The sequence below is a fragment of the Sphingobium sp. B11D3B genome, from assembly GCF_025961735.1.
GTDB lineage: Bacteria > Pseudomonadota > Alphaproteobacteria > Sphingomonadales > Sphingomonadaceae > Sphingobium.
The window spans coordinates 2,887,244-2,913,266 of sequence record NZ_JAOQOF010000001.1 but is presented as its reverse complement, the minus strand read 5'-3'; the positions used below and the strand labels follow the sequence as shown (position 1 = coordinate 2,913,266).

Annotated in this window: 18 protein-coding genes and 1 pseudogene; 5 read left to right on the top strand and 14 right to left on the bottom strand. The window is 60.6% G+C overall.

Annotation, left to right across the window (positions count from 1 at the left end; translation table 11 throughout):
* Nucleotides 1–25: 25 nt before the first annotated feature.
* The 10 genes from M2333_RS13490 to M2333_RS13445 all read right to left on the bottom strand — a co-directional run bounded on the left by M2333_RS13490 (nucleotide 26) and on the right by M2333_RS13445 (nucleotide 12,140).
* Nucleotides 26–655 carry a TetR/AcrR family transcriptional regulator gene (locus tag M2333_RS13490; protein ID WP_264612112.1) on the bottom strand — a complete coding sequence of 210 codons (630 nt, stop codon included), beginning with the start codon at nucleotides 653–655 and terminating at the stop codon, nucleotides 26–28.
* Entirely contained in the window at nucleotides 618–1,778 is a 1,161-nt protein-coding gene (locus tag M2333_RS13485; RefSeq protein WP_264612111.1) for an NAD-dependent epimerase/dehydratase family protein, read from the bottom strand. The genes M2333_RS13490 and M2333_RS13485 overlap by 38 nt, the downstream gene beginning before the upstream one ends.
* Nucleotides 1,775–2,638, bottom strand: a complete 864-nt coding sequence (locus tag M2333_RS13480; protein WP_264612110.1) for an isocitrate lyase/PEP mutase family protein — start codon at nucleotides 2,636–2,638, stop codon at nucleotides 1,775–1,777. Before M2333_RS13480 ends, M2333_RS13485 begins: the two co-directional genes overlap by 4 nt.
* Nucleotides 2,635–3,300 carry a 3-isopropylmalate dehydratase small subunit gene (leuD, locus tag M2333_RS13475; RefSeq protein ID WP_264612109.1) on the bottom strand — a complete coding sequence of 222 codons (666 nt, stop codon included), beginning with the start codon at nucleotides 3,298–3,300 and terminating at the stop codon, nucleotides 2,635–2,637. Before leuD ends, M2333_RS13480 begins: the two co-directional genes overlap by 4 nt.
* Nucleotides 3,297–4,709 (bottom strand): 3-isopropylmalate dehydratase large subunit, encoded by a 1,413-nt coding sequence (gene leuC / locus M2333_RS13470; RefSeq protein WP_264612108.1) that lies wholly within the window; start codon nucleotides 4,707–4,709, stop codon nucleotides 3,297–3,299. Before leuC ends, leuD begins: the two co-directional genes overlap by 4 nt.
* Entirely contained in the window at nucleotides 4,706–5,887 is a 1,182-nt protein-coding gene (locus M2333_RS13465) for a CaiB/BaiF CoA transferase family protein (RefSeq protein WP_264612107.1), read from the bottom strand. The genes leuC and M2333_RS13465 overlap by 4 nt, the downstream gene beginning before the upstream one ends.
* The gene (locus tag M2333_RS13460) at nucleotides 5,884–6,414 is read right to left on the bottom strand and encodes a nuclear transport factor 2 family protein (protein ID WP_264612106.1); all 531 of its coding nucleotides are present in this window, start codon (nucleotides 6,412–6,414) and stop codon (nucleotides 5,884–5,886) included. The genes M2333_RS13465 and M2333_RS13460 overlap by 4 nt, the downstream gene beginning before the upstream one ends.
* A 140-nt stretch (nucleotides 6,415–6,554) precedes the next feature.
* A complete protein-coding gene (locus M2333_RS13455) occupies nucleotides 6,555–9,242 on the bottom strand; it encodes a TonB-dependent receptor domain-containing protein (RefSeq protein WP_264612105.1) in 2,688 nt (895 codons plus the stop codon).
* 50 nt (nucleotides 9,243–9,292) lie between these two features.
* Entirely contained in the window at nucleotides 9,293–10,837 is a 1,545-nt protein-coding gene (locus tag M2333_RS13450) for a carboxylesterase/lipase family protein (RefSeq protein ID WP_264612104.1), read from the bottom strand.
* A 346-nt stretch (nucleotides 10,838–11,183) separates the two neighbouring features.
* Nucleotides 11,184–12,140, bottom strand: a complete 957-nt coding sequence (locus M2333_RS13445) for a hypothetical protein (RefSeq protein WP_264612103.1) — start codon at nucleotides 12,138–12,140, stop codon at nucleotides 11,184–11,186.
* A gap of 80 nt (nucleotides 12,141–12,220) precedes the next feature.
* Here M2333_RS13445 and M2333_RS13440 point away from each other — a divergent pair.
* A pseudogene (locus M2333_RS13440) lies at nucleotides 12,221–12,646 on the top strand (integrase core domain-containing protein); the annotation flags it as partial.
* 260 nt (nucleotides 12,647–12,906) lie between these two features.
* On the top strand, nucleotides 12,907–13,455 hold the full coding sequence (locus tag M2333_RS13435) for a hypothetical protein (protein WP_264612102.1): 549 nt from the start codon (nucleotides 12,907–12,909) through the stop codon (nucleotides 13,453–13,455).
* Here the strand turns inward: M2333_RS13435 and M2333_RS13430 are convergent.
* The 3 genes from M2333_RS13430 to M2333_RS13420 all read right to left on the bottom strand — a co-directional run bounded on the left by M2333_RS13430 (nucleotide 13,394) and on the right by M2333_RS13420 (nucleotide 17,641).
* Nucleotides 13,394–15,598 (bottom strand): CHASE2 and HATPase_c domain-containing protein, encoded by a 2,205-nt coding sequence (locus tag M2333_RS13430; protein WP_264612101.1) that lies wholly within the window; start codon nucleotides 15,596–15,598, stop codon nucleotides 13,394–13,396. The genes M2333_RS13435 and M2333_RS13430 overlap by 62 nt on opposite strands.
* A gap of 62 nt (nucleotides 15,599–15,660) precedes the next feature.
* Entirely contained in the window at nucleotides 15,661–16,986 is a 1,326-nt protein-coding gene (locus M2333_RS13425) for a FecR domain-containing protein (RefSeq protein WP_264612100.1), read from the bottom strand.
* Nucleotides 16,955–17,641, bottom strand: a complete 687-nt coding sequence (locus M2333_RS13420; RefSeq protein WP_264612099.1) for a response regulator transcription factor — start codon at nucleotides 17,639–17,641, stop codon at nucleotides 16,955–16,957. Before M2333_RS13420 ends, M2333_RS13425 begins: the two co-directional genes overlap by 32 nt.
* A gap of 228 nt (nucleotides 17,642–17,869) precedes the next feature.
* On the opposite strand from M2333_RS13420, the gene M2333_RS13415 reads away from it, so the two are divergent.
* Nucleotides 17,870–18,862, top strand: coding sequence for a GGDEF domain-containing protein (locus M2333_RS13415; RefSeq protein WP_264612098.1), 993 nt, complete (start codon nucleotides 17,870–17,872; stop codon nucleotides 18,860–18,862).
* Nucleotides 18,863–18,964: 102 nt separating this feature from the next.
* Here the strand turns inward: M2333_RS13415 and M2333_RS13410 are convergent, their stop codons facing one another.
* Nucleotides 18,965–19,360: a glutathione S-transferase family protein gene (locus M2333_RS13410; protein ID WP_264612097.1), complete on the bottom strand. Its 396-nt coding sequence runs from the start codon at nucleotides 19,358–19,360 to the stop codon at nucleotides 18,965–18,967.
* 388 nt (nucleotides 19,361–19,748) lie between these two features.
* On the opposite strand from M2333_RS13410, the gene M2333_RS13405 reads away from it, so the two are divergent.
* Both M2333_RS13405 and M2333_RS13400 read left to right on the top strand, forming a co-directional pair.
* Nucleotides 19,749–22,031, top strand: a complete 2,283-nt coding sequence (locus tag M2333_RS13405; protein WP_264612096.1) for a hypothetical protein — start codon at nucleotides 19,749–19,751, stop codon at nucleotides 22,029–22,031.
* Between the two features lie 31 nt (nucleotides 22,032–22,062).
* Complete coding sequence (locus tag M2333_RS13400; RefSeq protein ID WP_264612095.1) at nucleotides 22,063–25,908, top strand: hypothetical protein; 3,846 nt, start codon at nucleotides 22,063–22,065, stop codon at nucleotides 25,906–25,908.
* Nucleotides 25,909–26,023: the final 115 nt, after the last annotated feature.

The following is a 26,023-nucleotide window of genomic DNA, read 5'->3' as shown; positions in this document are numbered from 1 at the left end:
AAGGGGTCGGTATTCCTTCCCCCCTTTAGCTTTTCTTTTCAGACGCTGGGGCAAGCAGCGACGACAGCTGCCCCAGCGCGGCACGATAGCGGGCCTGGAAATCGTCGGAGTAGACATCCTCGCCGGTAGCCACATAGACGGACTGCGGGAAGGACATCGGGTAGATCGACAGCGCCACGCAGAACAGAAAAAGCATCTGCGGATCGATGCCCTGTGCAAAATTGCCCTCAGCTTGCAGTTGCCGAAGCGTTTCGATACGCTCTTCGACGACCCTCCGCCGGTCCTGGAATGTGCTCAGCCCGTCTTCATTGGCGCCATTCTCCAGTGCTTCCCATTCCAAGAGCCGGACGCGGTGACGATCCGCCGCGTATCCGGCGAAGTAGCTGTCGAGGAGTTCGGACAGGTTGCTGGGCTGCTGTGCCAGCATCTGCCGCCTTTCCTTGAAGATTTCGGCCAGAACCGCCTCAAGCAGCCCCTTCTTGTTGCCAAAAAAGTGATAAACCATCCGGACATTGACGTCCGCGATCTTGATGATCCGGTCGATGCGGGCACCCGAAAAGCCGTTGGCGGAAAACTCCTCCAGAGCCGCCAGTAAAATCCGTTGGCGAGTACCGAGCTCACCTGCCCGTTCCTTCCGGCGCGTCATGCCGATCATTCTCCGCTTTGGGATGGCTATACGGATGCGCCATATCGGGATCCGGTAGCTCCAAAGCATCGATTTCTAGCAGCAGCTTGTCCATCGCTGCAAGAATGGCGTCTTCGGCCTCATAGGCGAACGCGTCCCGCAGCTGCGGTTCGACTGCACGGCCTCGCGTTTCCGGGTCTTCAAGATACCAGTCGACCGTGCGCTGAATGGCCGGAACGACCGGCACCTGGTCGTGCGGCAGCCGGTCATTCATCTTCGCGAGATCGAGGACATGATGGCCGGTGGTGAGCGGAAAACGGGCATAGGGCCATGCAGGCCTGGCCATGTCCGCCGGCACAGACGCGAACCCCACCTCGCGTCCCATCGCCTTCGCGATCTGTTCGATCCATTTGCGATGCGTCAGCGGTTCGCGGTCGGCGCAGTTGAACGCATGGCCGGCAGCCTGGGCGCGGTTGCGCACCGCCGCCATCACGATGCGCGCAGCATTCTCAACATAGAGCACGCTCTGCAGCAGAAAACCGCCCTCGGGCACGATGATGCGCGTCCGGCCATCCAGAATGCGACGGATGATGCTCCATTCCGCGGCACCCGGCTGGCGCGGGCCGTAAACCCTTGGATAGCGCAGAATTGTGGCATCGAACGCGCCATGCTGATGGGCCCAGCGCAGCAGCGTGTCGGTTTCCACAACCCGATGTCCGAATTTGCCGACCGGATCGAGCGGGACATGCTCGGGCATGGGCGCGCCCTCGCTCAGATAATGGACCGTCCAGTCGCGCGCCTCGCCGGTTTCCGATGTCGGGCGCACTGTCGCGGCGGGATCGATCCAGCCCGGATAGAACATGCCGCCGATCGCGATGAGATGCTCGACATGACCGCTCAGGGCTTCAGCGACGAGACGAAGACGACCATATTGCGCGATTGCCACGTCGAAATGCCGACCACGCATCACATCCTTGAGCGGGTCGAGATAATGGGGGTCGGCTATGATCCGCTCCACAGGACCGGCATAGTCGACCGGGTGCCTGCCTGTATTCAGAACGGCAACCTCATAGCCCTCGGCCAGAAGCGCGTTGACCACAAGCGGCCCGGTCGGGCCGCCGCCACCGATCAGCAAGGCGGAATGCGCGCTCATGCCTCTTTCCTCCTAAAGCGATCGTCTATGTCGCCCCACTGTCGAATGCCGAGCAGATCGGTCAGTTCGCCGAAGTTCATGGTGCCTTCCGGGAGGTGCAGCGTGCCGGAGCGCAGGTCTTCGAGTGCATCGCTCATGCTTTTGACGACGCGCAGCAGCAGAGTTCCTGGATAGACGATGATCGAAAAGCCCATCGCCTTGAGTTCGTCGGGCGGAAGGATAGGCGTGCGGCCTGCCTCGGCCATGTTGGCAAACTGGATGTGCTCGATTTCGCCACCGATGCGCCGTAGCTCCTCCACGGACTGAGGGGCCTCCACGATCACTGCATCGGCGCCAATTTTCTTGAAGCGTTTGGCCCGGGCGATCGCATCGTCCAGCCCTGTCACCGAGCGCGCATCAGTGCGGCCGACAATGAAGAAATCGGGATTTTTGCGGGCGGCCAGCGCTGCTTCCAGCTTGGCAGAGGCAGTCTCGAGGTCGACCACACTCTTGCCGTCCATATGGCCGCAACGCTTGGGGTTGGTTTGATCTTCCAGCACCAGTCCGGCGACGCCCATGGCTTCATAGGTCTGAACGGTGCGGGTCACGTTCTTAACGTCGCCATAGCCGTCGTCGCCATCGACGATGACGGGGAGGGCGGACCCCATCATGATGTCCCGAACGCCGGCGGCGAATTCGCCAAAGCTGAGCAGGCCGATATCGGGAATCGCGTGCCGCATGGCCGCCAAAGCGAAGCCGCCCACACTGTAGCAGGGAAAGCCGGCCCGCTCGATTAGCCGCGCCGACAGCGCATCATGGGCGATCGGCACAATGAGTGGGTTTTCCTGCGCGAGCAGGGCCTTAATCGATGGTCCCTTCATCCTGCATTCACCTCGAAATCATCGGCGCCGATCTGGCGGGGACCAAAATATGCCCAGGGACGTGCGCTCCGATCGCAGTTCTGGAAGGAGATGATATCGTTCCTGAAGCGCAGAGTCGCACTGATCGGATCAAGCGCGTCGATCATCGCCTGGCGATAGATGTCCGGTACGCGGAAAGTGAGAAGCTTGCCGGCGGAGGTGGTCACCGTTTGCGCGGGCAGGTCCACAACCAGCTTTCCGTGACCTTGGCTGGCCTCCACCTCATCGCAGATTGCGTCAACTTCATCTTCGGGCAACACGACGGGGAGCAGCCCGTTCTTCAGGGCATTGGAATAGAAGATATTGCCGAAGCTGGGCGCGATGACGCAGCGAAACCCATAATCTCGCAGCGCCCACGCCGCGACCTCGCGTGAACTACCGCAGGCAAAGTTGTGGCCCGCCAGCAGGATCTCAGCCTCGCGAAACTGTGGCTTGTTCAGCACGAAATCGGGGTCTTCGCTGCCATCTTCGCGATGGCGCCAGTTGTAGAACAGCCCCTCGCCAAATCCCCCTTTGGCCACTTTCAGCAGTTGCGTGCCGGGGATGATCGCATCGGTATCGACATTGAGCCGTCGCAAAGGTGCCGCGACGGCCTCAAGACGGACGAACGCCTTTCTGCTCACTTGATACTCCTCGGATCTGTGATCCGGCCCGCCACTGCGGAGGCGGCCACCATGGCCGGGCTCCCCAGATGCGAGCGGACATTGCGTCCCTGCCGGTTCTCGAAATTTCTGTTCGTGGATGAAAGCACCCGGGCATGTTCGGGGAAGGCTTCGCCTCCCGCGCCGCCACTCATGCAGAGGGAGCAGCCGGGTTCGCGCCATTGGAAGCCCGCCTCGGTGAAGATGCGGTCTATGCCTTCGGCTTCAGCCCGGCGCTTTGTTTCGCCCGAACCCGGCGAGCAGATCGCCATCAAGCCCGGAGCCACCTTGCGCCCTCGCAGAATATTGGCAGCCTCACGCAGATCGTTCAGGCGGCTGTTGGTGCAGGAACCGATGAAGACGGCATCGAGCGGAAGGCCCGCAACTCTCTGGCCCGGACTGACGCCCATATAACTGATCGCGCGCTGCCTCGATTGCCTCTCCCGAGAGGTCGACGCCACGGATGGATCCGGAATTGCATCATCGATGCCCATGACATGTTCCGGGCTAGTGCCCCACGTCACTTGCGGGCTGAGGCGCCCGCAGTCGACCACAACCTCGCGATCAAACCGGGCATCCTTGTCCGAAGACAGGGTAGGCCAGTATCTGACCGCGGCGTCCCACTCGGCGCCCTTGGGTGCGTAAGGCTTGCCTTTCAGAAAGGCGAAGGTGCGTTCGTCGGGAGCGACAAATCCGGCGCGGGCCGACAGTTCGATCGACATATTGCAGATCGTCAGCCGCTCCTCGATGCTGAGCGCTTCGATAGCCTCGCCGGCATATTCGATGGCGTACCCATTTCCCCCGTCGGCGGATATCTGCCCGATGAGCGCAAGGATCATGTCCTTCGCCGTGACCCCGTCAGGTCGCTCGCCCTCAAAAAGCACACGCATGGACAGAGGCTTGGTCTGGACGAGGCAGCCGGTCGCCATGACATGTTCGATGTCGGTCGTGCCAATGCCCCACGCCATTGCACCGATACCGCCGATGGTGCTCGTGTGGCTGTCGCAGCACACGAAGATCGACCCAGGCAGCGCGATGCCCTGCTCTGGTGCCATGACATGGACGATGCCCTGTTCGGGATCATCGATATCGAAGAACCCCACACCAGCCTGCTTGGCTCCGACGCGCAGCTGCCGAATGAAGTCTGCTCCGTTGGGGATGAGGGTCTCGTCACCCCGGCCAGGATAGGTGTCGAGCAGGTGGTCGACCGTCGCAAATGTGAGTTCCGGCGACAGGATCGGCCGATTGGCATCCTTGAGGCTACGGAATGCGATGGCCGCCAATTCATGCAGAAAGGCGCGGTCGACGTGCACAAGATAGGTGTTGTCGCCAAAGTCCCGGACGACGTGGTCGTCCCAGATCTTGTCGAGCATGTTGCGGGGCGTGCTCATTTGCTGTCAGCCTCCCGGCCAAGCCATTCCTTGAACACCTCTTCGCGATCCGCATTGACGGGGCGTCCCGCAAAACGGATGGTTGCTGGAGCATCCTTCAGCCGCGCAAAGACATTTGGCAATGTGACGGACCCCATCTCCGGGTCCGGCACGTCGACGAAGACCTCCCTCGACTGGAAATGGGCATCGTCCAGAATGTCCTGCATTCCGTAAACCGGTCCCACGGGAGCGCCTGTCTCGTACAAACGATCAAGGGCCTCCGCGCGCGTAAGAGTGGCCGCCCACGCCTGGATAGCCTGATCGACGGCATCCGCGTTCTTCATGCGCTCCGCATTGGTGCGGAAACGCGGATCGTCCATGAGTTCGGGTCGCCCCATCGCGCGGAAGATATTGGCAGCGGTCAACTGGGTCGCGCCGGAGAGAGCGAGCCACTTGCCGTCCTTGCACAGATAAGCACCGCGGGGCGACGCGAACTCCAGCCTGTTGCCGACCCGTTGCGGTTCATCCTTGAAGACGCAGTAATCTACGAACTGCGGACCAAAATAGCTGAACAATGGCTCGATGAGGCTGACATCGATCGTCTCGCCTTTTCCGGTCACGTCTCGCCGGTGGAGTGCCGCCAGCGCGGCGATCGTGGCTGCCATGGCTGCGGCCGTATCGGCAAGCGCGATGGGCGCCAAGGTGGGCGGCCCCTCGGGCCACCCGTTCAGATTGGTGAAGCCGGCCATTGACTCGGCGACGGTGCCAAAGCCCGACCGATGGGCGTACGGGCCCGTCTGACCAAAACCACTGATCTGGACGAGGACGAGACGTTCATTCACTTCCCGCAGCCGCTCGGGCCCCAGACCCCATTTCTCCAGCGTGCCGGGTCGAAAATTCTCGATGACGATGTCTGCCTGCGCGACGAGATCGAGAACGAGTTGCCGTCCTTCTTCCGTCTTGAAATCGACGGAGATCGAGCGTTTGTTGCGGCCGATATATTTCCAAATCAGACTGACGCCATCAACGTGGCGACCGGTTGCGCGAGACGGGTCACCTGCAGGCCGCTCGACCTTGACCACATCGGCACCGAGGTCACCCATATAGCAGCCAACAAGCGGGCCGGCGATCAGGACGCCCAAATCAAGCACCTTCACATCCTTGAGGGGGCCTTGTCGTGGGGGGAGGGCGGTCGTCATGCGCCTTCATTCCACGGCAGATCACCCGGCAATGTTCCCAGCGGCAGGCGCGGTGCCCCCGCGAGGAAGCGCACCTTGCGTGTCTGGAACAACCAGCGCCCGTCCCGCGGAACAAACCGGCATTCCTCGGCGGCGTAACCAAGCAGTTCCGTGCTGTAGCGGCCAATCCCCCGACCGGATGGGTTCTTCACCAAATCCATGAGCGCGATCACAACACGGCATTCGGCCGCTTCTTGACTGACGGCATGGAAGCGAAAGTTGCTGGGCGTGTGCAGCGTGCGGCGGCCAGGGTAGCTGAAGCGAACCTTCATCATCCGATCGTACAAAGCCTGCCGACCAATTCTCGGCTGATCGAGGCCCGCATCGTAAAAGACCAGGTCTTCGACATGAAGAGCGGCAGCTTCCTCGACCTTCCCTTCATCCATCAAGTCACAGAAGGTGATGAACGTATCCTCACAGGCTTTGATAACCGCCAATTCGTCACCGGTTCGCACGCGCCCGGTGACATGTTCGCTCAACTCAAACATCATTCTCTCCAAAGGACAGTCATAAGTATAAAGTTACTTATGAAATAATGCAGTTACTGTCCGTTCCGTAGTATTTTGCATCTCGTCCCGACCGCCGCGCTCCATCGGGGAGCAGGGCGCCAAAACCGCTCCGACGTTGCTCAGATCGATTTTGCAAACGAGATACTGACGATGCGGCCAAGAGCACTGGCCGACGAAGGGTCATATCCAAACCCCGCATCAACGAACGGAGGCTCCCGATCGAACAGGTTTCGAACGTTTACGCCCAGCCGCGTCCCGCGCAGAAACTCTCCGCTTTCTGGCGCGAAGGTGTAACTGAGATCGAAGTCCACGGTCGTGTAACTCGAGACCTCCTGCACCAGGGCGCTGGTTAGATTTCTATAACTGCCGAGATAGTTCACCGACGCTTGGGCAGACAAACCGCCTCCAGTCCAGCCAGCCAGCGCACGGGCGCGGAATTTCTGCGGGAACCCGTAGGTGTTGGTGCGGCTAACGAGCGCGCCGGTGCCGGTCGCGTTCGAATAGCCAAAAAATAAAGTGCCCGTCGCACCTAGATTGAACTCTCCGCCGCCCATGCCGAAGACATAATGCGCTTCCATATCAAGGCCGTTGGCCTTGGTGATGCCCAGATTGTTCTTACGTGCGTCAACAATGCCGTCCGCCAGCGCAAAATTGACCTGTCCCGGGATCGCGTACTGGCTGTTCGTCAGCCAGGCCACGGCTTGTTGATAGCGGGGGCCGCCATCGTTGAAGAACACGATGTCGTTGAAGTTTGCTGGCTCTGTCAGCACTTGGGGAACGATCGTAAACACGTCCACCACCTGATTTTCGTATCTGATGTCGAAATAGGTCGCGCTCAGCCGGAGGCCGGGCACTGCAACCGGCGTGAAATCGAAGCCGGCCGACCACGTCTCGGCGGTCTCCGGCCGCAGGCTGGAATTCCCTGCCGCCAGCACCACCATGTTGAGCGGAACGGGATTGCCGCCAATGGTGTAGTTGCCCAGCCGAATGCCCGCGCCACTAGAATTCGGGTTGATATCGGCAAGTCCGGGTGCGCGAAATGAAGTGCCATAACTGCCCCGGAGCTTCAGGCCATCGATGGGTGCCCAGGTGAGGCCGATCTTGGGATTGGTCGTTGTTCCGAAATCACTATAATCTTCGTGACGAAGCGCCACGAGCAGATCCAACTGTTGAAAACCGCCAATGGCATTTCCCGGGCCGAACAGGGGAACATAAATTTCGCCGAACACAGCCTTCGAATCACGGCCGATGTCGCTCGGGCTGCTGATAGGAGCAAGTGCCGATCCAAAGGTGAACACGCCATAGGATCGCTCGTCGCGATACTCAGCGCCGATGGCCATGCGGACGTCGCCTCCGGGCAGCGCAAACAAGGGGCCATTCCCTTCGATGCTCACGGTTCTCAGGCGATTGGTGATCTGCGGGTTAAACAGGTCCAGATAGAAGCGGGAGATTTTCTCACGACTGTTGCTGTTTGGGAGGAATGGATTGATGGCAACCGTAGGATCTGAACTTGCAAGCAGCGCACTCAGTGCGGCGGTGTTGATGCCTGGCGAACGGTTGTCCTCGTCCGACCCTTCCGCGTAGGAGCCGGTCAACTGGACCTCCCAGCGACCCAGTTCTGCCTTAAAGCCGCCCAGAAGCTGGAACAGCTCGGATTCTCCGCGTGTCATGCGGGGCCCCATGACGTCCATGAAGTTGGTGTTGACCGCAATGGTCGTCCCGGGTGGCACATTGGTAGGATAGAAGGCATTGGTTGCCGGTACGATCAGGTTCGTCGCAACAGACTGGCCAGGGACCGGCCCGGAATAGACGCGCTGCGAATAAATGCCTTGGGCAAAGATGCTGAGGCCGGCGACTAGGTCTTGTGAGAAGTAGCCATAGGCACTTTTCCGTTCCTGCTCCGGGATCAGAAAGGCACTTTTCTCCACGTCGCAGCGATTAAACGTGCCCGGTTGCAGGGTCGCGAAATTTATAGCCCCGCTGCCCTGATTGGGGACACCGTAGGTCGTACCGTTTGCCGAGATCGTGGCGGGCGCGCATGAGATGGAACGACCGTCGGCACCACCGCTGCCGCGGCGGTCGGACGAGACATAGTCTCGCGAAGACGCAAGCAGCACATCGTTTCTCGTCCATTCCCCAGCGAGAACGAAATTACCCGAACCCCAGTCGGTGCCGCCGATGGCGCCAATCTGATATTCTTTATAGTTGTCAGCAAAGCCAACCCGTGTCCGGAATTCGGCTCCGACGAAATTTTTTCGTGGAATGAGGTTGATGACCCCGGCGATCGCATCCGAACCATAAATTGCCGACGCCCCGTCTGCGATCACTTCGAGGCGCTCGATCGCGATAGAGGGAATGAAAGAAGGATCGACGAAATTGCTCTGGGTGCCGGCCATCGGCAGGCGGTTGCCGTCAAGCACAGTCAACGTGGCGGCTGAGCCAAGTCCGCGAAGGTTCGGGCCTGTCGCGCGGATGATGTTGCTGCTGGCACCGGCGCCAGTCGCACCTTCGGCATTAATGCTGAGGGACGTCACTTGCGGTACCTGACGCAGTACGTCCGAAACGGTCGTGGCGCCTGACCGGGCTACGGCTTCCTTGCTTACACCGATCAGATTGGAGCCGACAGGAGCCACCCCACGAATGCGGCTGCCTGTCACGATGATTGCCTCATCTGCCGTGTTCGGTGTCGCGGCGCTTGCCTCGTTCTGGGCCTGCGCCCCTTGCGATGGCAGGCAGAGTAGGGCGATGCCGGCGAGGAGGGGCAGCTTACGGCTGGAGACGAACGAAGCTCGGTCTTTTTTCTTCATGATATCTCTCCCTTTTTGCTTATTGTCATCTTGGACTGGCAAGCAGCGGTTCAGGGTTTGGACGCCCCAATGTGCCGCTCCAGAATGTTCATCGTGGGGATGTCCGGTCTGGCGATGGGGCGGCTCGGCATTCCGAGTTCCATCACCAATTCGGGCGCTTCCTGATAAGTTGGCCAATTCGGCAAGCCGGGACCGTTCGGATTTCCTGATCGGGCGAAATTCACCCAATATGATGTGAGTTGGTCGGCCAGGGTTCGGTCCGCAGTGGTCCAGGGCCAGTCCCGCTTGTCGAGATTATCGAAGACATAAGGGATCTCTGCTCCATGCCACGCAAGTGGCGGAGCAGCCTGCGGACCGCCTGGATAGTCCTGCGGAGGGATGGGCGGGCGATGGGTGAAGCGGTACGAGTAGACGTGCGAACGGCCGGTCGCAGATTGCGCCCGTGCCCAACGGTCCATAGTAAAATCACCAAGCGCAATTGTACTGAGGCGCCGCGCTGCTGCTCGCGCCTGCGGATCATTTTTTGCCGGATGCAACCGAAGCAGGGCGTCCGCATCGGCACCATATTGCGCGACCAGTTCTGATCGATAGCGCTCAAGCGTCATCGACGGATCCTCGCCGGCCTCCTCCGCATTGGAGCCGATGAGCATAGCCACATCATTCTGCCTGCCGGCCTGGTAGATCGCGGCCTGTTGGCCAGGAACGACCCAACCGTCGTTGATGGGCTGAAAGGTGCCAGACATCGTCCCTGCAGCTTCGACAAGCTTTTCGGCATCAAGCGCGCGCAGAGCTACGGCGGTATCGGCCCCGAGCGTTCGTCCGAATGCCAAGCCTTTTGCCTCCGCTCCCTTGATGGGCTCTGGGGCAAGCAGGCCGAAACCCGCACCGGTCTCACCAATCAGACGATGGAACTTGCCCGTAGCCAACGGCGAGACGGCAAGATAACTCGTCGACATGGAGCCCGCCGACTGGCCAAAAATTGTGATGCGATCCGGATCTCCGCCAAAAGACGCGATGTTGCGCCGGACCCAGTCCAGGGCAGCGATCTGATCGAGCAGCCCGTAGTTCCCCGAAACACGCTGAGGCGATTCTGCCGACAGCGCTGGATGGGCAAAAAACCCCAATGCACCCACCCGATATGCAATGCTTACGAGGATGACGCCGCGCCGCGCGAGCGCTTCTCCATCGAAGTCGGGCATAGCTGTACTGCCTAAACGGTAGCCGCCGCCGTAGATCCACACCATCACTGGCAGGCGCTCATCGGCCGACCGCGCACCTGTCCAGATATTGAGATAGAGGCAGTCCTCGCTAAGCGGAGGACGCACAGGTGACTTACCCCATTGCGCAGCAGGCGCGCGAATCTGGGGGCAGTCTGGTCCAAAGCGATCGGCCTTGCGTACGCCCTGCCATCGGACGACCGGCTGTGGGGGCTTCCATCGCAATCCGCCCATGGGCGGCGCCGCAAACGGAACGCCTTTGAAAATCTGGATTTTGCCGTCGGTCGAGGAGGTTCCCGTAACGATGCCCCCATCCACGGCCACAGGTTCAATGATCTGCGCGGCCGCAGGACATGCGGCGACAGCGGCCAAAAGCATGGCCCTCGCCAATAGTGGCAATTTTCCTCTCCTCATCAACCATTTGCGACCAACGGTACTGGGATTTCTCCCGAAACCCTCGGTCGCGTCCGTTTTGCCGGATCATCGTGAAAGTATGTACTTACTTATTTTAGGGTTTGGAGATTGGCAAGGGGTTTTTGATGAATCGACGAATTTTTGGAAAGGATCGTAAGTTCAACGACTAATGGCGACGTTGGCAGGGCGTGCGTCACTGCCGTCCGGGTCGAAAGCGAACCATAGATCCTTGGATGTCATGCGCCGGCCTCCTCCTGAGGCGGGCAGAGGGGGAGATGCCGCCGAGCTAACCACTTTCGGCAAGGTCCATTCAATCGGTCTGGGGGTGTTTGCTTCGGATCGTCCAGTCGGGATCTTGGCACAGGCGACAATCCGGGCCACGAAAAGTATGAGCCGCTTGGTCGTCTCCCCGGAGGCGCCAGTTGAGCCAGTCTACAGCCACGCGGGCAGCAGCGCCGCCATTGGGCTCATCAAAGGTTCCGTCGTGGCCGCGGTCGATGTTCAGCAGGGCGACGGGAACATGGTGAATGCGATCATAGTCATCTAATGCACTTTCATAGGCGACGTCACGCGCCCCGCCGATTACATAAAGAATGGAACCTTGCAGCGCGCCAAGCGCCGTCTTGCGGACGGGTAAATTGACAAGTCTCTCTGGCCCATCCGAGAAAATGCCGGAATTATGCATGATTACGGTACGGATGCGCGGATCCGAGCTGACATCGATCGCCTGTAAACCCCCGCAACTATAGCCGGACGCGGCAATCTGCTGTGGATCGAGGCGCCCATAATATGGGCTGGTCGGACGCATATTCTCGGCAAGCAACCACTCCAGACCGACTCTCAGGTCACCGCTGACCGTCGGCACGAGTGTAGGGGGCAACGTCGATGCCGGCATTTTCTCGGATCCCGGCCCGCTGTAGATACGACCCGGAGCGATTACGACATAACCGTGTGACGCGATTTCCAGCAGATGCAAACGCGCGCTGGCTCCATCCGCGCTGCAACTGCCATTTCCCCACAGAACGATGCCGAGGGACTTCGTTCCGGCGCCGGCCAGATTGGCGGGACGGTACACAACATGATTGGGCAGGGCAGGATCGATCTCTTTGAGGGCGGGATAGGGCCCTGTCCCTCTTGTGTCGGGCCCTGCCTTATTGTTCGTCCCTGCCAGCGGCGTTTGCGCCGCTGCTGGGGCCGGCTGCTGACCGTGCACAAGGCAAGCTATGCCAAGCAATCCACTTATCCAACCAAGCGTCGCGCCTCTCATTTAATGACCTCTCCCGATTCTTTATTTAGATTACAATCGATTACACATGGCAGAGAGTATTAGAAGCGCGAAATGGGTGGTGCCAGGCGCTGGTGGCGGATACGTCGCTGTCAGGCGCCCGTGTTGGTCGAGAGTTCGATGCTATCATCGTGGCTCGCGGTAAGCCCCTCATGATCGTCAGCGATAACGGCACTGAGCTTACGAGCCTGGCGATCCTGCGATGGACCTAGGATCGCCGCATCGAGTGGCATTACATCGCGCCAGGGAAGCTGCAGCAACACGGCTATGTGGAGAGCTTTAATGGTCACTTACGCGACGAGTGCCTGAACGAGACGCTGTTCGCATCTCTCAGCCATGCCCGATCGGCGCTGAGGAACTGGCGTAACGATTACAACTATGTGCGACCGCATGTCGGGATAGGTGGGCTAACGCCCGCCGATGCTGTCAGGCGGCTTTTGCAACCTTACCCGGACGGGCACCATGACAACCCCGGACTCTACTCATGAGTGGAAGAACTTTAGGGAGCACGTCACGAGGTCCATAACCACCTCGGCGCTTCCTGAAACCTGCCTTACTTTCAGGAAGGCGGCTCGAGGTTGAGCACCACTTCGGGAAGTGGATCAGTAAACATTGTAAGGTCTGATCTCGCCGCAGGCGTGTGATTAGCCATCCGCGCAAGGGGGTCTGGGATCAGGGCCCCTCGCACCGACTGTCTCATCGGATAACATTTTCCCCGGTGTGATCCTGCAAGCGCGGGGGTGGAAGGATGAGAGACAGCGGGCTAAACCCTAACGTCATGATGTCCTTCAAAAGCCTCTTCACAACCGGCGTGGTTTTCGCAGTTATGGGCTGTAGCCCAAGCGCGCGTCTGGAAACGGGTCATTCCGGCGATGCCCCCCTTCCTGCAGGCATTGTCGTCGTGACGGATGCCAGCGTTCCACCGCATTTCACAGCCACTGTTATCGAGAGTCTGAATGCGCAGGGCTTCCCCCTCGCGGAGCGGCCGGCCTACCGGCTGCAACTGTCAGTTTCGCAGATGCGCGGAAGGACTGGCCTATTCGCGCCCGATGAGCTGGAGGAGGCAGGGCGCAAGTGGATCATGAAGCCGGCACGCGCGCGATCTGCGACCACCGTTCGCGCAACTATGCGCCTGACGGACGCAATGACGGGACGTGAGTTATTCCGCGCCTATGCTAATGAGCGCTCAAGGGCCGAGGCGGCGGACCTGAGCAAGGGCCTGGCCGACGCCCTGGTCATCCAGCTTCAACAGCCTTTGTCTGATCTTGGACCTGCGCGGTCGGCAGAAGCAGAGTGAAGGTCGTACCCTTGCCAAATTCACTGTCGCAACGGATTTCTCCCCCGTGCCGTACCATCACGGTGTGAACAAAGCTGAGCCCCAGTCCGACTCCCTCGACTGATGGCCCAACGCCGATCGGCCCGCGATGAAAACGCTCGAAAATCCTTTGTCGATGCTCCTGAGCGAGACCGGGACCGCGGTCAGAAATTGCACATCGCGCCCAGAAGGCGCCATCCGCGCCGATTTCCCGCGATAGGTTGCAACTGACTGCAGACCGCTCGGGGCTGAATTTCACGGCATTGCCGATCACATTCACCAGAGCCCGCGTGATGAGCGAGCGCTCGCCGATGACGAGCAGCCGCTCCTTCTCACCAAGGGTAGTTATGCTGATCTGCTTGGCTTTGGATTGCGGCCAAAGATCATCGATGGCATCCATCAGCATGTCGCTGAGATCGATTTCCTCGAGCACATAATCGAGGTTCTCGGCGCGCGCGAGCTGCACGAACCCATCGGCAAGGCCCAGCGTGCGCTCCGCATAATGACGAATCCTTGCCGAGGCCTCAGGCTTGATCTCAAGCGGGTCCGATGTCTCCAAGACCGCCAGAATAGACGCCTGAGGCGAGCGCATATCATGCGTGAGCAGGTGTACGATATCCTCGCGCTGTCGCTGCGCTGCCTTGGCCTCGCTGATGTCCATGAAGCGGATGATCCAGCCAATCCGTTCACCTTGCAGGGATGCTTGCTCGGCCATCTTAATGGAGAAGCAGCGCCCGTCCTCCAGAGAGGCTTCGATATTCGTCGGTGCATCGGGGCCGGAAGGGAAGGAGATGGACAGCGGCCTTCCCCCTAGTTGAAAACGGGCAAGCAACCGGCCGGCGACAAGTCCCTGAATCACCGGCGGCTCTGAAAACAGTTGCTTGGCGGCGGCATTGCCGAGCACGATTTCGCCATCGACACTGGTGATCAATGTAGCGTCGGGAAGCTGATCGAGCGCCGCAGTGACGAAATGGCGCATTTCGCGATGCCTGGCGATGGTCGATCGCAAAAGCGATATGGTCGAGCCGACGGCGCCGGCTTGCGCAGTTGGCTGCGCGATGTTCGGCAGCAGCGGTGGCTCCTGTTCGAAACGGAGCAATTCTGCCTTCATGAAGCGTTGCGCGACGGCCAGTTGTCGCCATCCCCATAGCGGATAGGCGACGAGTAATCCCGCAAGCGCGGCGCCAGGGGGCAGCCAGACCCGCAGAAAGGAGAGTGAGGCTGCAGAGATGGCAAGTATCACCAGCGCAGACAGCGCGAAGCTGACCACGGCGGGGATGCGAGGCAGAGGGCCAAGCGCAATCATCAAGCCCAGCAGGGGTAGCAGGGAGAATGCCAGCGTGGCAGCGCTGCCCGCCTGCCGGATCATGCGGTTGCCGATCAATCCGTGAAGTAGATTTGCTTCCACTTCCAGCCCACTCATCACGCCACCGACAGGCACCGGATAATGGCTGGCGAGGCCGGGCGCGGTTGCCCCCACGAGGATGATCTTGTCGTGTAACAACTCCGCGGGCACTTCTCCCGCGAAGACCGATCCGGCAGAAACGGTTGGCCAGTAGCCAGGCCGTCTCGCAAAGGGAATGAGGCGCGGCCCAGAGGCTGTCGCCGTGCCGGGAGCGACCTGCTCCCGTACGAGGTCCATCAGCTGTCGCAAGCCGTGGTCACTATCCAGCGTGACAGGGGCTGAACGCACGAAGCCATCGGCATCTGTTTGCAGGTTCGTGAAACCGACGTCGCTTACCGCTTCGCGCAGCGGGGGGATCGGAAGCGTGACATCGAAGGCGGCTCCGCCAGACCCTGGTGCCATCAGCGACACGGGCAGGAAGATTGGATGCGCTTTGGCAAGAGCTGCACCGAGCTGCCGATCCTTGCTCTTATCCCCATCCTCGGTGAACAGGACATCATAAGCGATTGCACGCGGCTTGGCGCGAGCTAGGCTTTCTACAAGGTCCGCATGGATATCGCGGCGCCACGGCCAGCGGCCGATCCGGCGGAGACTCTCCTCGTCAATCTCGACGAGCACAATCGGATCGACGACCTTCGGGCGATCGAGCCGAAGCAAATGATCATAGACGAGATTGTCGAGCCGGATCATCGTGCGGTCGAGCGTCAGGCCTGCGACCATAAGGCTCGTCAAGACCAAGATGACCCACCATTGCGCCCGCAGCCCGAGGCCGCCTCCGCGCATCATCGGACATACTCGACCGTCAGCTCACGATCGGCGGACCATTTGTCGAATTGCCTGCCCTCGACCAATTCGCTCGTCATGACACGCCAGCGATAGCGGCCTTTGGCGAGATCCGTGACAATGAAAGAGGTTCCCGTCAGGCCGATCTCATCCACCGTCGGCACTGCCTCGTCTTCGCGCCAAAGCTGGAAACGATAATGTGCGCTGGGCACATCGGGCGCGCGCCAGCGGAAGAGATACTGCCGGTAACGACCGACCTTGCTTTGCTCCAGACTTGTGTTGATGCGGTTCAGTCGTCGCTCAAAGGCATATGTCGCGGGTTTGCCCTCAAGCTGATTGTCGTCGATGGCCGTCAGCCGCACGAAGTAACTGCCGTTGGGCAGCGAGGCCAAGCGAGCTTCCGGCGTCGTCGAAAATGCTTCATCCAGTACTTCGAGGAAGTCGGCGTCTCTGCCGATCTGCACATGGTAGCGTGTGGCACCAGTGACCGGCGTGACGGCGAAGACCAGATCGTCATCGCTTTGTGCCTGATCGGCACGGAGCAGAGCGGGCGGCGCAAGGAGGGGAAGGGGGTTGCCGAGCCAATTTGCCATACCGAACCCTGCCATGACCAACTGCTCGTCTCTGCCGGGGCTGAGAAAGGCAACCTTGCCTTCCAGCACCTCGCCCGTCGCGCGTTGGGCGGCAGCGTCGTAGCTCACGCGGAACTGTGTGCCGCGCACCGACGTAGTCGACGTTGGCGCGACGAAACGAAAGTCGCTCAAAGAATCGGTCATGGGTGACACGGTCGCATTTGCGCGCCCCTGTTCGATCGCAAAGAGCCGCTCGAGATGGTTGCCCAGCACCGTTCGCCGCAACAGGCGCACGCGCACAGCCGAATTGGAAGGTAGGGCCACCGCGCTGTCGTCAGGCAGCGTCAGCGTCACAAAGGATCGCTCGCCGGTTCTTATGAGATCCCCTTCTCGCACGATCATGCCCACCGCCGCAGGTCGCGCCGCGATCCTCACCTCTCCGCGATAGCTCTGAACCACGGCCGGTATCGGTTCCCGCTTTAGCAGCCGGCGGGGGATACGAAGCTCCATGCCCGTGGGCACACGGCGTGGATCGGCGATCCGATTCAGTTGCTGAACGGCTTTATAGTCGCCGGGCTGGATGAAATAGCGCAGGGCCAGGGTGTAAAGGTTTTCACCCTGCGCGACCGAATAGCGAACAACGGGCTCTGTTGATGCGTTCGCTCCACTTAGGGCGACACTCAAAGCCAGCGACAAGGTCGCAGCCCAAAGGAGGGCCTCCTTATGCGTCCAGCGATTCAAGGCGATAACCATAAGCATAGATGGGGACCAGCTTGAAGCCATTGTCGGGCCGGAGATTGAGCTTGGTTCGAACATTAGAGATGTGCGCATCGAGGGTTCGCGTCGGTAAATCCGGATTTCGGCCCCAGAGCAGTTCGAAAATATAGGCACGCGATAGGGCACGGTGGAGATTGCGAAACAGCATGAGCGCCAGCGCAAATTCCTTGCCAGTCAGGCTGATCGTCTGCCCTAACAATTCGACCGTCTCTGCCCGCGTGTCGAACCGATAAGGGCCGTAGTTTTCCAAGCCTGGTGCCGGCGCAGGATAGACGCGGCGGGCTAGCGCATCCACCCGCGCTCTCAGCACGGCAGGGGTCACGGGCTTGATGACATAATCGTCAGCGCCTGCCGACAATCCGGCGACGATATCCTCCTCGGCCGAACGACTGGTCAACATTATCGACGGTGGGGGGACTTCGATGTTGGTCCTGATCCACTGCAATACTTCATATCCTGAAACGCCTGGCACGTTCCAGTCCATGATGAGCAAGTCATATGTCTCGCGGTGCAAAGACCGGAACAGGAGCTGGCCTTCCGCGAACAATTCACAATGGTGGCCGGCCTGTGTCAGGGCTTTTTCGACAAAGCCCGCCAAGGCCAGATCATCTTCCAGTATCGCTATCCGCACATGAAGTCCTTCTCCGTTTGCTTACGGATCGCTTTGTTCCCTAGCAGCGGCGGCGAAAAATGGCAGTGTAGCAAAGCTGAGCTTTGCAATGTTTTACCCATGCGTTTCTCAGAGCAAGGCCGCTTGAGACGCGACGAGAGACCCGTCTCTATTTTGCATTCCTTGACATGACAGGCAGCCGGTCGCGCCGTTAATGCGCGCACAGTCGCCCGTCGCGGAGGAAATGGCATGCGCGCAGCCGTCAAAACCGGTGTTGATGACCGCCTCGGCAGCAACCCTCCGGGGTCTGGGGGAGGTTCACTGATCCAATTTCCCTCGCAGGGGAACAGGCAGATGATCGAAAGAGTGTTCGATGCAAGTCCACTCGCCCTTTGTATCCTGGATCCGACCTTGCGTATCATCATGGCCAATCAGGCCGCCAGGGACATTCTCAAAGCCAAACGAGCGGACATGTCCAAGGCGTCCGTCCTTGATATTCTTCCCGCAGCAGCAGGCCTGCTTCAAAATTGTCTCGATCTGGCAAGGAAGGGGAGTGGGCTTCCGGATCGGCGGGTTACTTGGCAGGCTGCCCAATATCATCTGTCCTTCGGCGTGACGCGAGACGTTGGCGGCAATGTCACTGAGTTGTTCGTCGCGGCGCTGGATGTCACGCGACGGGCGCGAATCGAGCGACAGTCGAGGGATGCCCGGCGCCGCCTCGTCGCGACCAGCCGGCGCGATCATCTCACGGGCCTGCTCAACCGCCGTGGCTTCGATGCGGTACTCCATCGCGAGGTGCGCCGAGCCCGGCGGGATGGGACAGCACTGTCTCTGGTGTCGATCGATATCGACTGGTTCAAGGCTTATAATGACACGCTGGGCCATCCTGAAGGCGACAGATGCCTGCGGCTTGTCGCGTGCGCGCTTCTTGCCTCATCGCCGCGCGCGGCAGATTCAGCAAGTCGTTTTGGGGGCGAGGAGTTCATTCTCATTCTACCAAATACCGATCTTCAGGGCGCTTTGGCCGTTGCGGAGAAATGCCGTCTCGCGTTGGACGGCCTCGATATTCCTCATCCAGGAAGCCCAAAAGGGCGCGTGACGGTAAGCATCGGCGTATGTACCAGCCCTGCAAATTGGGAGTTACGCGACGATGCGGCGGCGCTAATGGAAAAGGCCGATCGCACCTTATATCAGGCTAAGCATCGGGGTCGCGATCGCATCGAAGTGGCTGAGGCTCACTGATTGCCCGGGATGGTGCGCCGTCACCGCGATTGCTGCCCTTCCTCCGGCGCAATCCCACCCCACACGCAGCGCGCACCCACGTGATGGCGGCGCTTCTCGGCCTTATGCTTCCCCCGAGGCGTTGCCGCATAGCAGACACCGATGAACTTGCCTTGCGAGCACGGCGTCATAGTTGCGCTGTTTCTGCGGCGATCCGGCAAGTTCGCCAGCCATGCCGGCGAACAGGGCAGGCTCAAGTTCGGCGACATACCAGGCGATCCAGGTGAGATAGTCTCCCCGGCGGGCATCGGCCGGCGCGGGCGCAAGCTCTGCCTGCGGGAAGGTATCAAGCAGGTAGAGCACGATCGCAACCGATTCCGCGAGCAACCTGCCGTCGTGGACGACCGCCGGCACGCGCTTGTCGGGATGGGGATTGGCGGGGTCTCCATTCCCTTCGCCGGTCATGGGCCGGAAGATCGAGACCGGGCGGATCTCGTAGGAAACACCAAGCTCCTCCAATAGTCAGATCATGCGGGACGAACGCGACTGGGGCGCGTGGAACAGGGTAAGTCACCCGCCCAACGGCAGTGTTCGCCAAAAGCGGAAGTCAGCCCTTGAGACGTCGGATGACCGCTAAGTTGGACAGTCTGGACTATCCGTTTCGTCTCTGGGGCGGGCGGTGACAGCCTTTCGTCCGGGGCATCGCCGAAAGCGACAAAATAGGCGATCCGAGCCTTTTTGCTTTCCGGCCCAAGCATGGATGCCGACGCGGCGGTCCCTTTACGGCACCGGCGGTCGGGCCTTTGCAGAAGTCGTTCTCGTCTGCACTCTTTAAATTGACCAGTGCTAATTTGGTTCGAGCTCTCGCTACTATTCTGGTGGCGAACTTGCCAGTAGAACGAACTAGGTGAGCGAGGATGGTCAAAATTTCATGTTGGAGACAGCTGCTACTGCTGGGAAGGTAGGGGCCCTTGTCGGTCGACCGGCAATCGCTCTCGTCCGGCGACAGCTAAACCGCCGCGGGGCCGAAATTCCGTCGGCAGCGACGCCGGCAAGCGTTGAGCCCGAGCTGAGAGAAGCGCTCTCAGTTTTGCGCCGAAAGGGCGAAACGCCCTTCGGCGGGCCGTGGGCGTGGATCAAGGCTTTTCTGTCGGACCGACCGATCGTTTTTGACGACGACCAGGCGCAGGACTGGCTCACGCGGGACGACGTGCAGACACTGCTTGTCGAGGCTACCATCGCCTTGGTCGCCAACCTCGATCTGACGAGATACGAGGCAGAGGCCAAACGACTTTACGGCATATCTTCCGAAGAGGCGAGTTGGTACGGTGCACCCCTCTTCGACTATGCCGTCGCCTTCATGGCGATGTCGCTTAAGGGACAAGCCAGTTTCGATACCCGGTTGACGTTGGCGACCGATAATACGCGCGCCGCAGCGGTCGACGAGAAGCTGTCCGAGATCGCAGCCGACATCAAGGATCTCAAACAGGCGAACACGCTCATCGGAGAGATGTCTGCCGCGAAGCAGGTCCCGGTGGAACTCATCGATGGCTTCATCGAGAGGGAGGTCAATCGACGTGAAGCGCTGCGAGCGATTGTCGATCCAAAAATCCAGCAGTCGGCCCTGGACCTCGGAGCCAGGGCCTTTGACGGCGATCTGAGCGCGGCATCACCGCCCGTAAAGATCCAGCTCTATTGCTACGTGGCGGCCATATTGGCCCGCGAACCGAACCCAGCGCCCGACGAGGCCGAGCTATGGCTATCTCGCGCGCGTGACGTAGGCGCAAATGATCTGGCCTCTGATATGGCGCGGATCGCGCTGGCGCGGAGCGACCATGGCGAAGCGCTCCGTCTCCTTGCTGGAAGGGAGGATCCGCTCGGAATCTCCCTCACGCTCGAAGCGATTAACCGGCGGGACGGCACAGCCGAAGCGCTGGACTATTTTGAGAAGTTCCAACGGCCGGATCAGGTCACGGGCTTCTTCATCTCCACCCTTGCGCACTGGCTCGCGAGCGAGCGGAGCATCGCGGTCGGCGAGGCGCTACTCGCGGAGGCGAGCGAGGCGCAACTGACCGAGAACCGGACGTTGCGTTTCGTGCGCATGCGGATGCGGCTGGCGCTTTGCTCCCCCATGAAGATTCAGGCCGAGATGGTGCGCAATCACGCGATGCTGCCGCCGATCACCCAGTTGCGCAACGATAGCGAGGGGCTGAGGCTGCGGGAACAGGCTCTGGTCGATGCAGAGCAATTGAGCAGTGACCTAAAGGGTTCGGCTCCAGACGACTTCTTCCGGCTGATCGAGATCACGCGCCTCTTTCTCGCGCTCCTTTCGCCTCATCCAGACATTGTGGCCCGGGCAAAAGCCGAGCTCACCGAACGGCTGACGGACCCATCCAGCAGGGCGATTTATGCGCCTCTTGCCATGCCGTTTGGGATCGAGTTCGACCGTCAGGCGCTCGAGCGCCAGCTGGATCAGGCCGAACGGCTCAACGGCTGGGACGATGCTGAATTGCGCGCGGCGCTCGATATGGCAGTCCATGCTGACGACCCGGACCGGATCGTGAAGCTGGTCGAGAAATATCGGGATCGCCTGATCATCCTTGCCGGGCCGGCCCAGGCGATCGGGATATTGGTCGAAGCCCTTGTCGAGGCGGGACGGCCGGACGAAGCCCGCGCCAAGCTTGCCGGAGGAGCGGATCAGCTATCGGAGGAGGAACGACGTTTCCTGGCCGATCTGATCGAGACTGACCGGACACAATCGGCCGCCGACGTCCATCTCGCCCGCTTTCAGGCGAGTGACAGCGACCAGGATCTCTTGCTGCTGGTTTCAGAGCTACACACTCATCGTGACAGGCGGCTGGCCGATTATGCCCACAAACTCTGGTCACGCAGAAACCGGCTCGACGACGCACTGATCACTTGCAACGGTTTTGCGCTGGCGGGGCGCTTTATCGAACTCCGCGATTTCCTGGCGGAACTGGGCGACTCCGTTGAACTCGACCCCGGCCTGCGGGCCCACAAGGCATGGATTCTTTTCCGCGAAGGTCGACTGAAAGACGCCGCCGCCCTCACGTCGGAGCTGCGGGCGAATTCGCCGGACAATTCGAGCCTTCGTCAGCTCGAGATCAACATAGCCATTGAGGGGGGGGGAATGGCACGGCCTGGGCGATCTCTTCAGGCAGGATCTTGAGCGCGCCGAGCATCGCAGCGCGCGACAATTAATGCAGGCGGCAGCCCTTGCGACGACAGTGAAGCATCCGGACGGCAAGGCTTTGCTCATCGCGGCCGTCGCGAAGGACGAGAATGATGCGCGTGTCCTGGCTTCCGCATTCGGCCTTTCGATCCGCCGCGGCGAGGATGGTGAGGAGCCAGCGATCAGCTGGTTCAAGCGCGCTGTAGAACTCTCCGACGAGACGGGCCCCTTCATCGCCCAGGAACCGCGAAAGTTCATTGAGTATCATCAGGAGGCCGTAGAGCGGTCCGACCGGCTTGATGCCATGTTGAGGTCAGGTGAGGTCACGATGTCGATGGCGGCCGGCCCGCTTGGAACGACGCTCACAGCGATGATCCTACGCCATGCCGCAACGAATATCGACCAGCCTGACGCGCGTAAGCGTGTCTACCTGCCGATCTATGCCGGAAGCCGGATTTTCGGTCATCTCGGCGCCGCGACCCGGATTGCCATCGAGCCAACCGCCCTTCTGGTCCTTCATCTCCTCGATGCGCTCGAACCCGTGTTCGAAGCCTTCGACACGGTTGTCCTCCCGGCCGGCACGCTGCCGTCTCTTCTCGAAGATCTCATGGGCAATGACCATGGGCAGCCTTCGCGCGCCGTACGTGCAACGAAGGTTCTCGACCTAGTGAAACGCCGCAAACTGATCGTCATCGAACGCAGCGATGGGGACAGCGACAAGGTAGAAGCACTTCAGGCGCTCGCGCAGGCGGAAAATGGACGAATTGTTCATATCCCGCCTCTTTATGAACCGGGCTCGTTCAACGAGATAATCAGGGATGCCGCGCCATTTGCGGCACATCTCGCCAGCATCGCCGCTGTGGTGGACGCGCTGCGGGCGCGCGGCGAGATCAGTGCCGCTGAGGCAGCGAACGCCGAGAGGTTCCCAGACGTCCGTCAGCGGTGGGCCGATGAAGCGGCGATAGACCTCGACCGCCCTTTGATTCTCGATCCGGTCGCCCTGCACTTTCTTGTTGATGCGGGGCTTGTCGAGCCGCTGACGCGCCTGAACGTCAGGCTGCTGGTGCTGCCGGACGTGGCCACGCGAGCAGAAGCTGAACTTCAGGAGCGGGAGACGGTCAACATGCTGCAGGCACAGGTCGAGCGTTTCAGGGAGACGTTGAGTGCCGCCCTTCGCTCCGGCAAGGCGGTGGTCGGCTCGGCCCTGTACAGCCCGCGCTCACCCGGTGTCTCGGAAAGCGACGAAGAACTCGACGGCGAAGATGACGTAGGCGAGGAGAACGAGCCGCTGTCGGCTATTTTGCAAGACAGCTGCGAAGTTGATGCTCTCATAGCCGATGACCGCTTCATCAACCAGCACGGCCTGTTCACAGACAATAGCGGCCGGCAAGCCAGCGTCGCGACCAGCATCGACCTTCTGATCACGCTCAAGGAGCGCGGCCTTTGGACCGAAGCCGCCCTGCTGGCTGCCTTGCAGAAGATACGCGCTGCCGGAATCGGGCTCGCGCCCATCTCCGCAGACGAGATCGTCGCTGCCGTAGAAAGCGGGGACTGGCAGTCCGGGCCGCCACGGGCAATCCGCATCATCAGGGACAGCCTCGTACTACCCTTCCTGCGCCGGGCAATCCTTTACCCGCTCGAGAGGCCCTGGGTGGAAAGAGCGGTTTTCCAGCTTTGCCTCGCCATCAAGGAGTGTTTCCGCAAGCTGCAACCTGAAGCAGCCGCGCGGGCGGCAGAGTTTCTGCATGGTGCCATTCCGGACCTTTTGGCCCTGAACCCGAACGAGCCCGCAAATGCCGATCATCTTCTGTGGGGGCGCGGCATCCAGACCAATGCACTTGGCCTGCTCGCCATGCCTCTCAACATGACGTCGGCGCAGCTCAATGCTTATCATGCATGGTTCGATCAGTCGATTCTCGAACGTCTGAAAGGGAAGGATGCCGATCTTGTCAATGACATCGTCGCGCGCCTCAAGGAGATCATCCTCAAGCATCGCGAACAGATGGGGGAGTCAGGCGAGCTCCCGACACTTCCTCCCGAGGAGCTGACGCGCTGGCTGACAGCGCATCTGCCGGTGATTTTCCGCACCCGTCTGCTTGGCGATGATGAGTTTCGTCTCATGATCGATCGCCGGCGCGCGGTCTCGGTCGGCGGGTTTCGAGTTCCGCAGGACGCACTGAGCGACTTCCTGCGTGAAGTCTTGAGCGGTGAGGATGCGGTCCTTCGCGATGCCGCGGGAGAGCAAGTCGCCGTGGGCGGCATCGTCCGTGAAGATCATAGCATCTCGATCGACCTTGAAGAGGGCCGGTTGGTCTTCACCCAGGCCGGACTCTTCTCCGCAGATCCCGACATTCGCTCGCGAAGCTTCATCTCGGTGCTCGAAGGGTATAGCATCGCTCCGTCCCGCGAGCGCTACTGGCGCGGCATTGTCGATTCAGGGCCGTTCGACAGCGCGACTTTCGTGGCATTCACAAGCGAGGTCCAGAACAGCGTAGAGCATTTCTGCGAGAAGAAGATCGAAGAGATGGCCGGTCCGGATTTCGAGATCCACGATCTCGTCCGGCTGCCCGAGACCTATTTCCTGAATTTCGCCGAGAGTCTTGCCGATGCTCCGTCGTTGAAGGAAGGCCTCCAAGTATTGGCAGATGATCGCCGCACCGGCGCGAGCGTCGAGGCCACGGCGGTCGCCAGCGCGCCGCTCGCCGTAATCCCGGGGTTCGACCTTGAGGCGTTCACCGGGCCGCTCGGGCCGGAGGATGCGGCCGGTCTGGCGCTGCGTCTGCTCGAAAAAGGCGATCCCTTCAGCATCCTGGCCGGGTTCGGGCTTGTCGCGAAACATGTCGGGCATCCGGCCTGCCGGGCAATTGGCGATCGGATCCTTGACGAAATGTGGAGCGAAGCGGGCACAGCTCGCGATCTTGCGCATGACTTCTGCGTCGGTGCCATGCTCGTGACGACTGACACCGGTTTTGACGGTACGCTCAGAAACTGGCCGGTCTTCGGCCGGCGCGCGGCAATTCTTGCCCATGCTGGCGCGATCTGCCGTGTCTTAAGGCACTTTGAGATCCAGCGACCGGCCCTTCTCAATCAGGTCACCGAATGGATCGGCTCGCAATATGATATCGTGGTTCAACGGGAGGCCGCGCATGTGCCCGGATTGCCCTCGCCAACTATCATTCCACTCGCGGTCGAGGCTCAACTTCTGGTGAGGTTCGACCAGGTCATCGACTCAATACCGCTCGAGCTGAGGCCGGCACCATGGCTCGAAATACTTCGCGCGCGCGTGGCGAGATTCGATGGGCCGCTCGCAGGATTTCTGTATCTCCCTGGTCCGCTGGATGCCTTTGGGAACATGCCTCCCACCCTGCCAGTCCCAGCCGAAGAAGATGTCGCGGTCGTTCTCGAATTTCTCGGCGAAGAGCCGTCGGAAGGGACACCGGAACTGCTCCTGCGCCTCGCCATGTTCTATGCCGCGCCGGACAGCGAGACCGCTCAGACCATCGGGGATGCCGCGCTTGCACAGGCGAAACGGGCCGAGATTCCGTTGCGCGACCAATATCACGGGATCCTCCTGCAACTGGCGCAAAGCTGGGCAATGCCCGGACTGGCGGAAGCTTTGGCCGATCTCATCCCGGTTGAAAACTGTGGCGGTGCCGGCCTTGTCCATCAGGCGCTGATGATCTCCTCGGCCTATCATGACGAGCAGGAGCAAATTGAGGCGCTACAGCGGCAGTTGATGCGTGCCGGTCAGTTGGCTGCAATTGGCCTGAAGTCCCGTCAGGTCACGCGCAGTATTCAGGCACTTCTTAACGCCGATCCTAGCCTCGTCCCTCATCTGCAAGCCGCGCTGCGGGCTTCAACTCTGGGGCTTTAGGAGATCGTGGCACTATCTGGGTCTTCATCCAGATTGAGGCGCATTCGGGCTGCGCCACCCTACCTCTAAATGACCTAGATCGGTGGCGCGTCCGCCGGACACACAAAAACATGCC

Coding starts and splice junctions, on each gene's coding strand:
- M2333_RS13490 (WP_264612112.1), bottom strand. CDS start 655: ATGATCGGCATGACGCGCCGGAAGGAACGGGCAGGTGAGCTCGGTACT.
- M2333_RS13485 (WP_264612111.1), bottom strand. CDS start 1,778: ATGAGCGCGCATTCCGCCTTGCTGATCGGTGGCGGCGGCCCGACCGGG.
- M2333_RS13480 (WP_264612110.1), bottom strand. CDS start 2,638: ATGAAGGGACCATCGATTAAGGCCCTGCTCGCGCAGGAAAACCCACTC.
- leuC (WP_264612108.1), bottom strand. CDS start 4,709: ATGAGCACGCCCCGCAACATGCTCGACAAGATCTGGGACGACCACGTC.
- M2333_RS13465 (WP_264612107.1), bottom strand. CDS start 5,887: ATGACGACCGCCCTCCCCCCACGACAAGGCCCCCTCAAGGATGTGAAG.
- M2333_RS13460 (WP_264612106.1), bottom strand. CDS start 6,414: ATGTTTGAGTTGAGCGAACATGTCACCGGGCGCGTGCGAACCGGTGAC.
- M2333_RS13455 (WP_264612105.1), bottom strand. CDS start 9,242: ATGAAGAAAAAAGACCGAGCTTCGTTCGTCTCCAGCCGTAAGCTGCCC.
- M2333_RS13450 (WP_264612104.1), bottom strand. CDS start 10,837: ATGCTTTTGGCCGCTGTCGCCGCATGTCCTGCGGCCGCGCAGATCATT.
- M2333_RS13445 (WP_264612103.1), bottom strand. CDS start 12,140: ATGAGAGGCGCGACGCTTGGTTGGATAAGTGGATTGCTTGGCATAGCT.
- M2333_RS13435 (WP_264612102.1), top strand. CDS start 12,907: ATGAGAGACAGCGGGCTAAACCCTAACGTCATGATGTCCTTCAAAAGC.
- M2333_RS13430 (WP_264612101.1), bottom strand. CDS start 15,598: ATGGTCGCAGGCCTGACGCTCGACCGCACGATGATCCGGCTCGACAAT.
- M2333_RS13425 (WP_264612100.1), bottom strand. CDS start 16,986: ATGGTTATCGCCTTGAATCGCTGGACGCATAAGGAGGCCCTCCTTTGG.
- M2333_RS13415 (WP_264612098.1), top strand. CDS start 17,870: ATGCGCGCAGCCGTCAAAACCGGTGTTGATGACCGCCTCGGCAGCAAC.
- M2333_RS13400 (WP_264612095.1), top strand. CDS start 22,063: ATGCAGGCGGCAGCCCTTGCGACGACAGTGAAGCATCCGGACGGCAAG.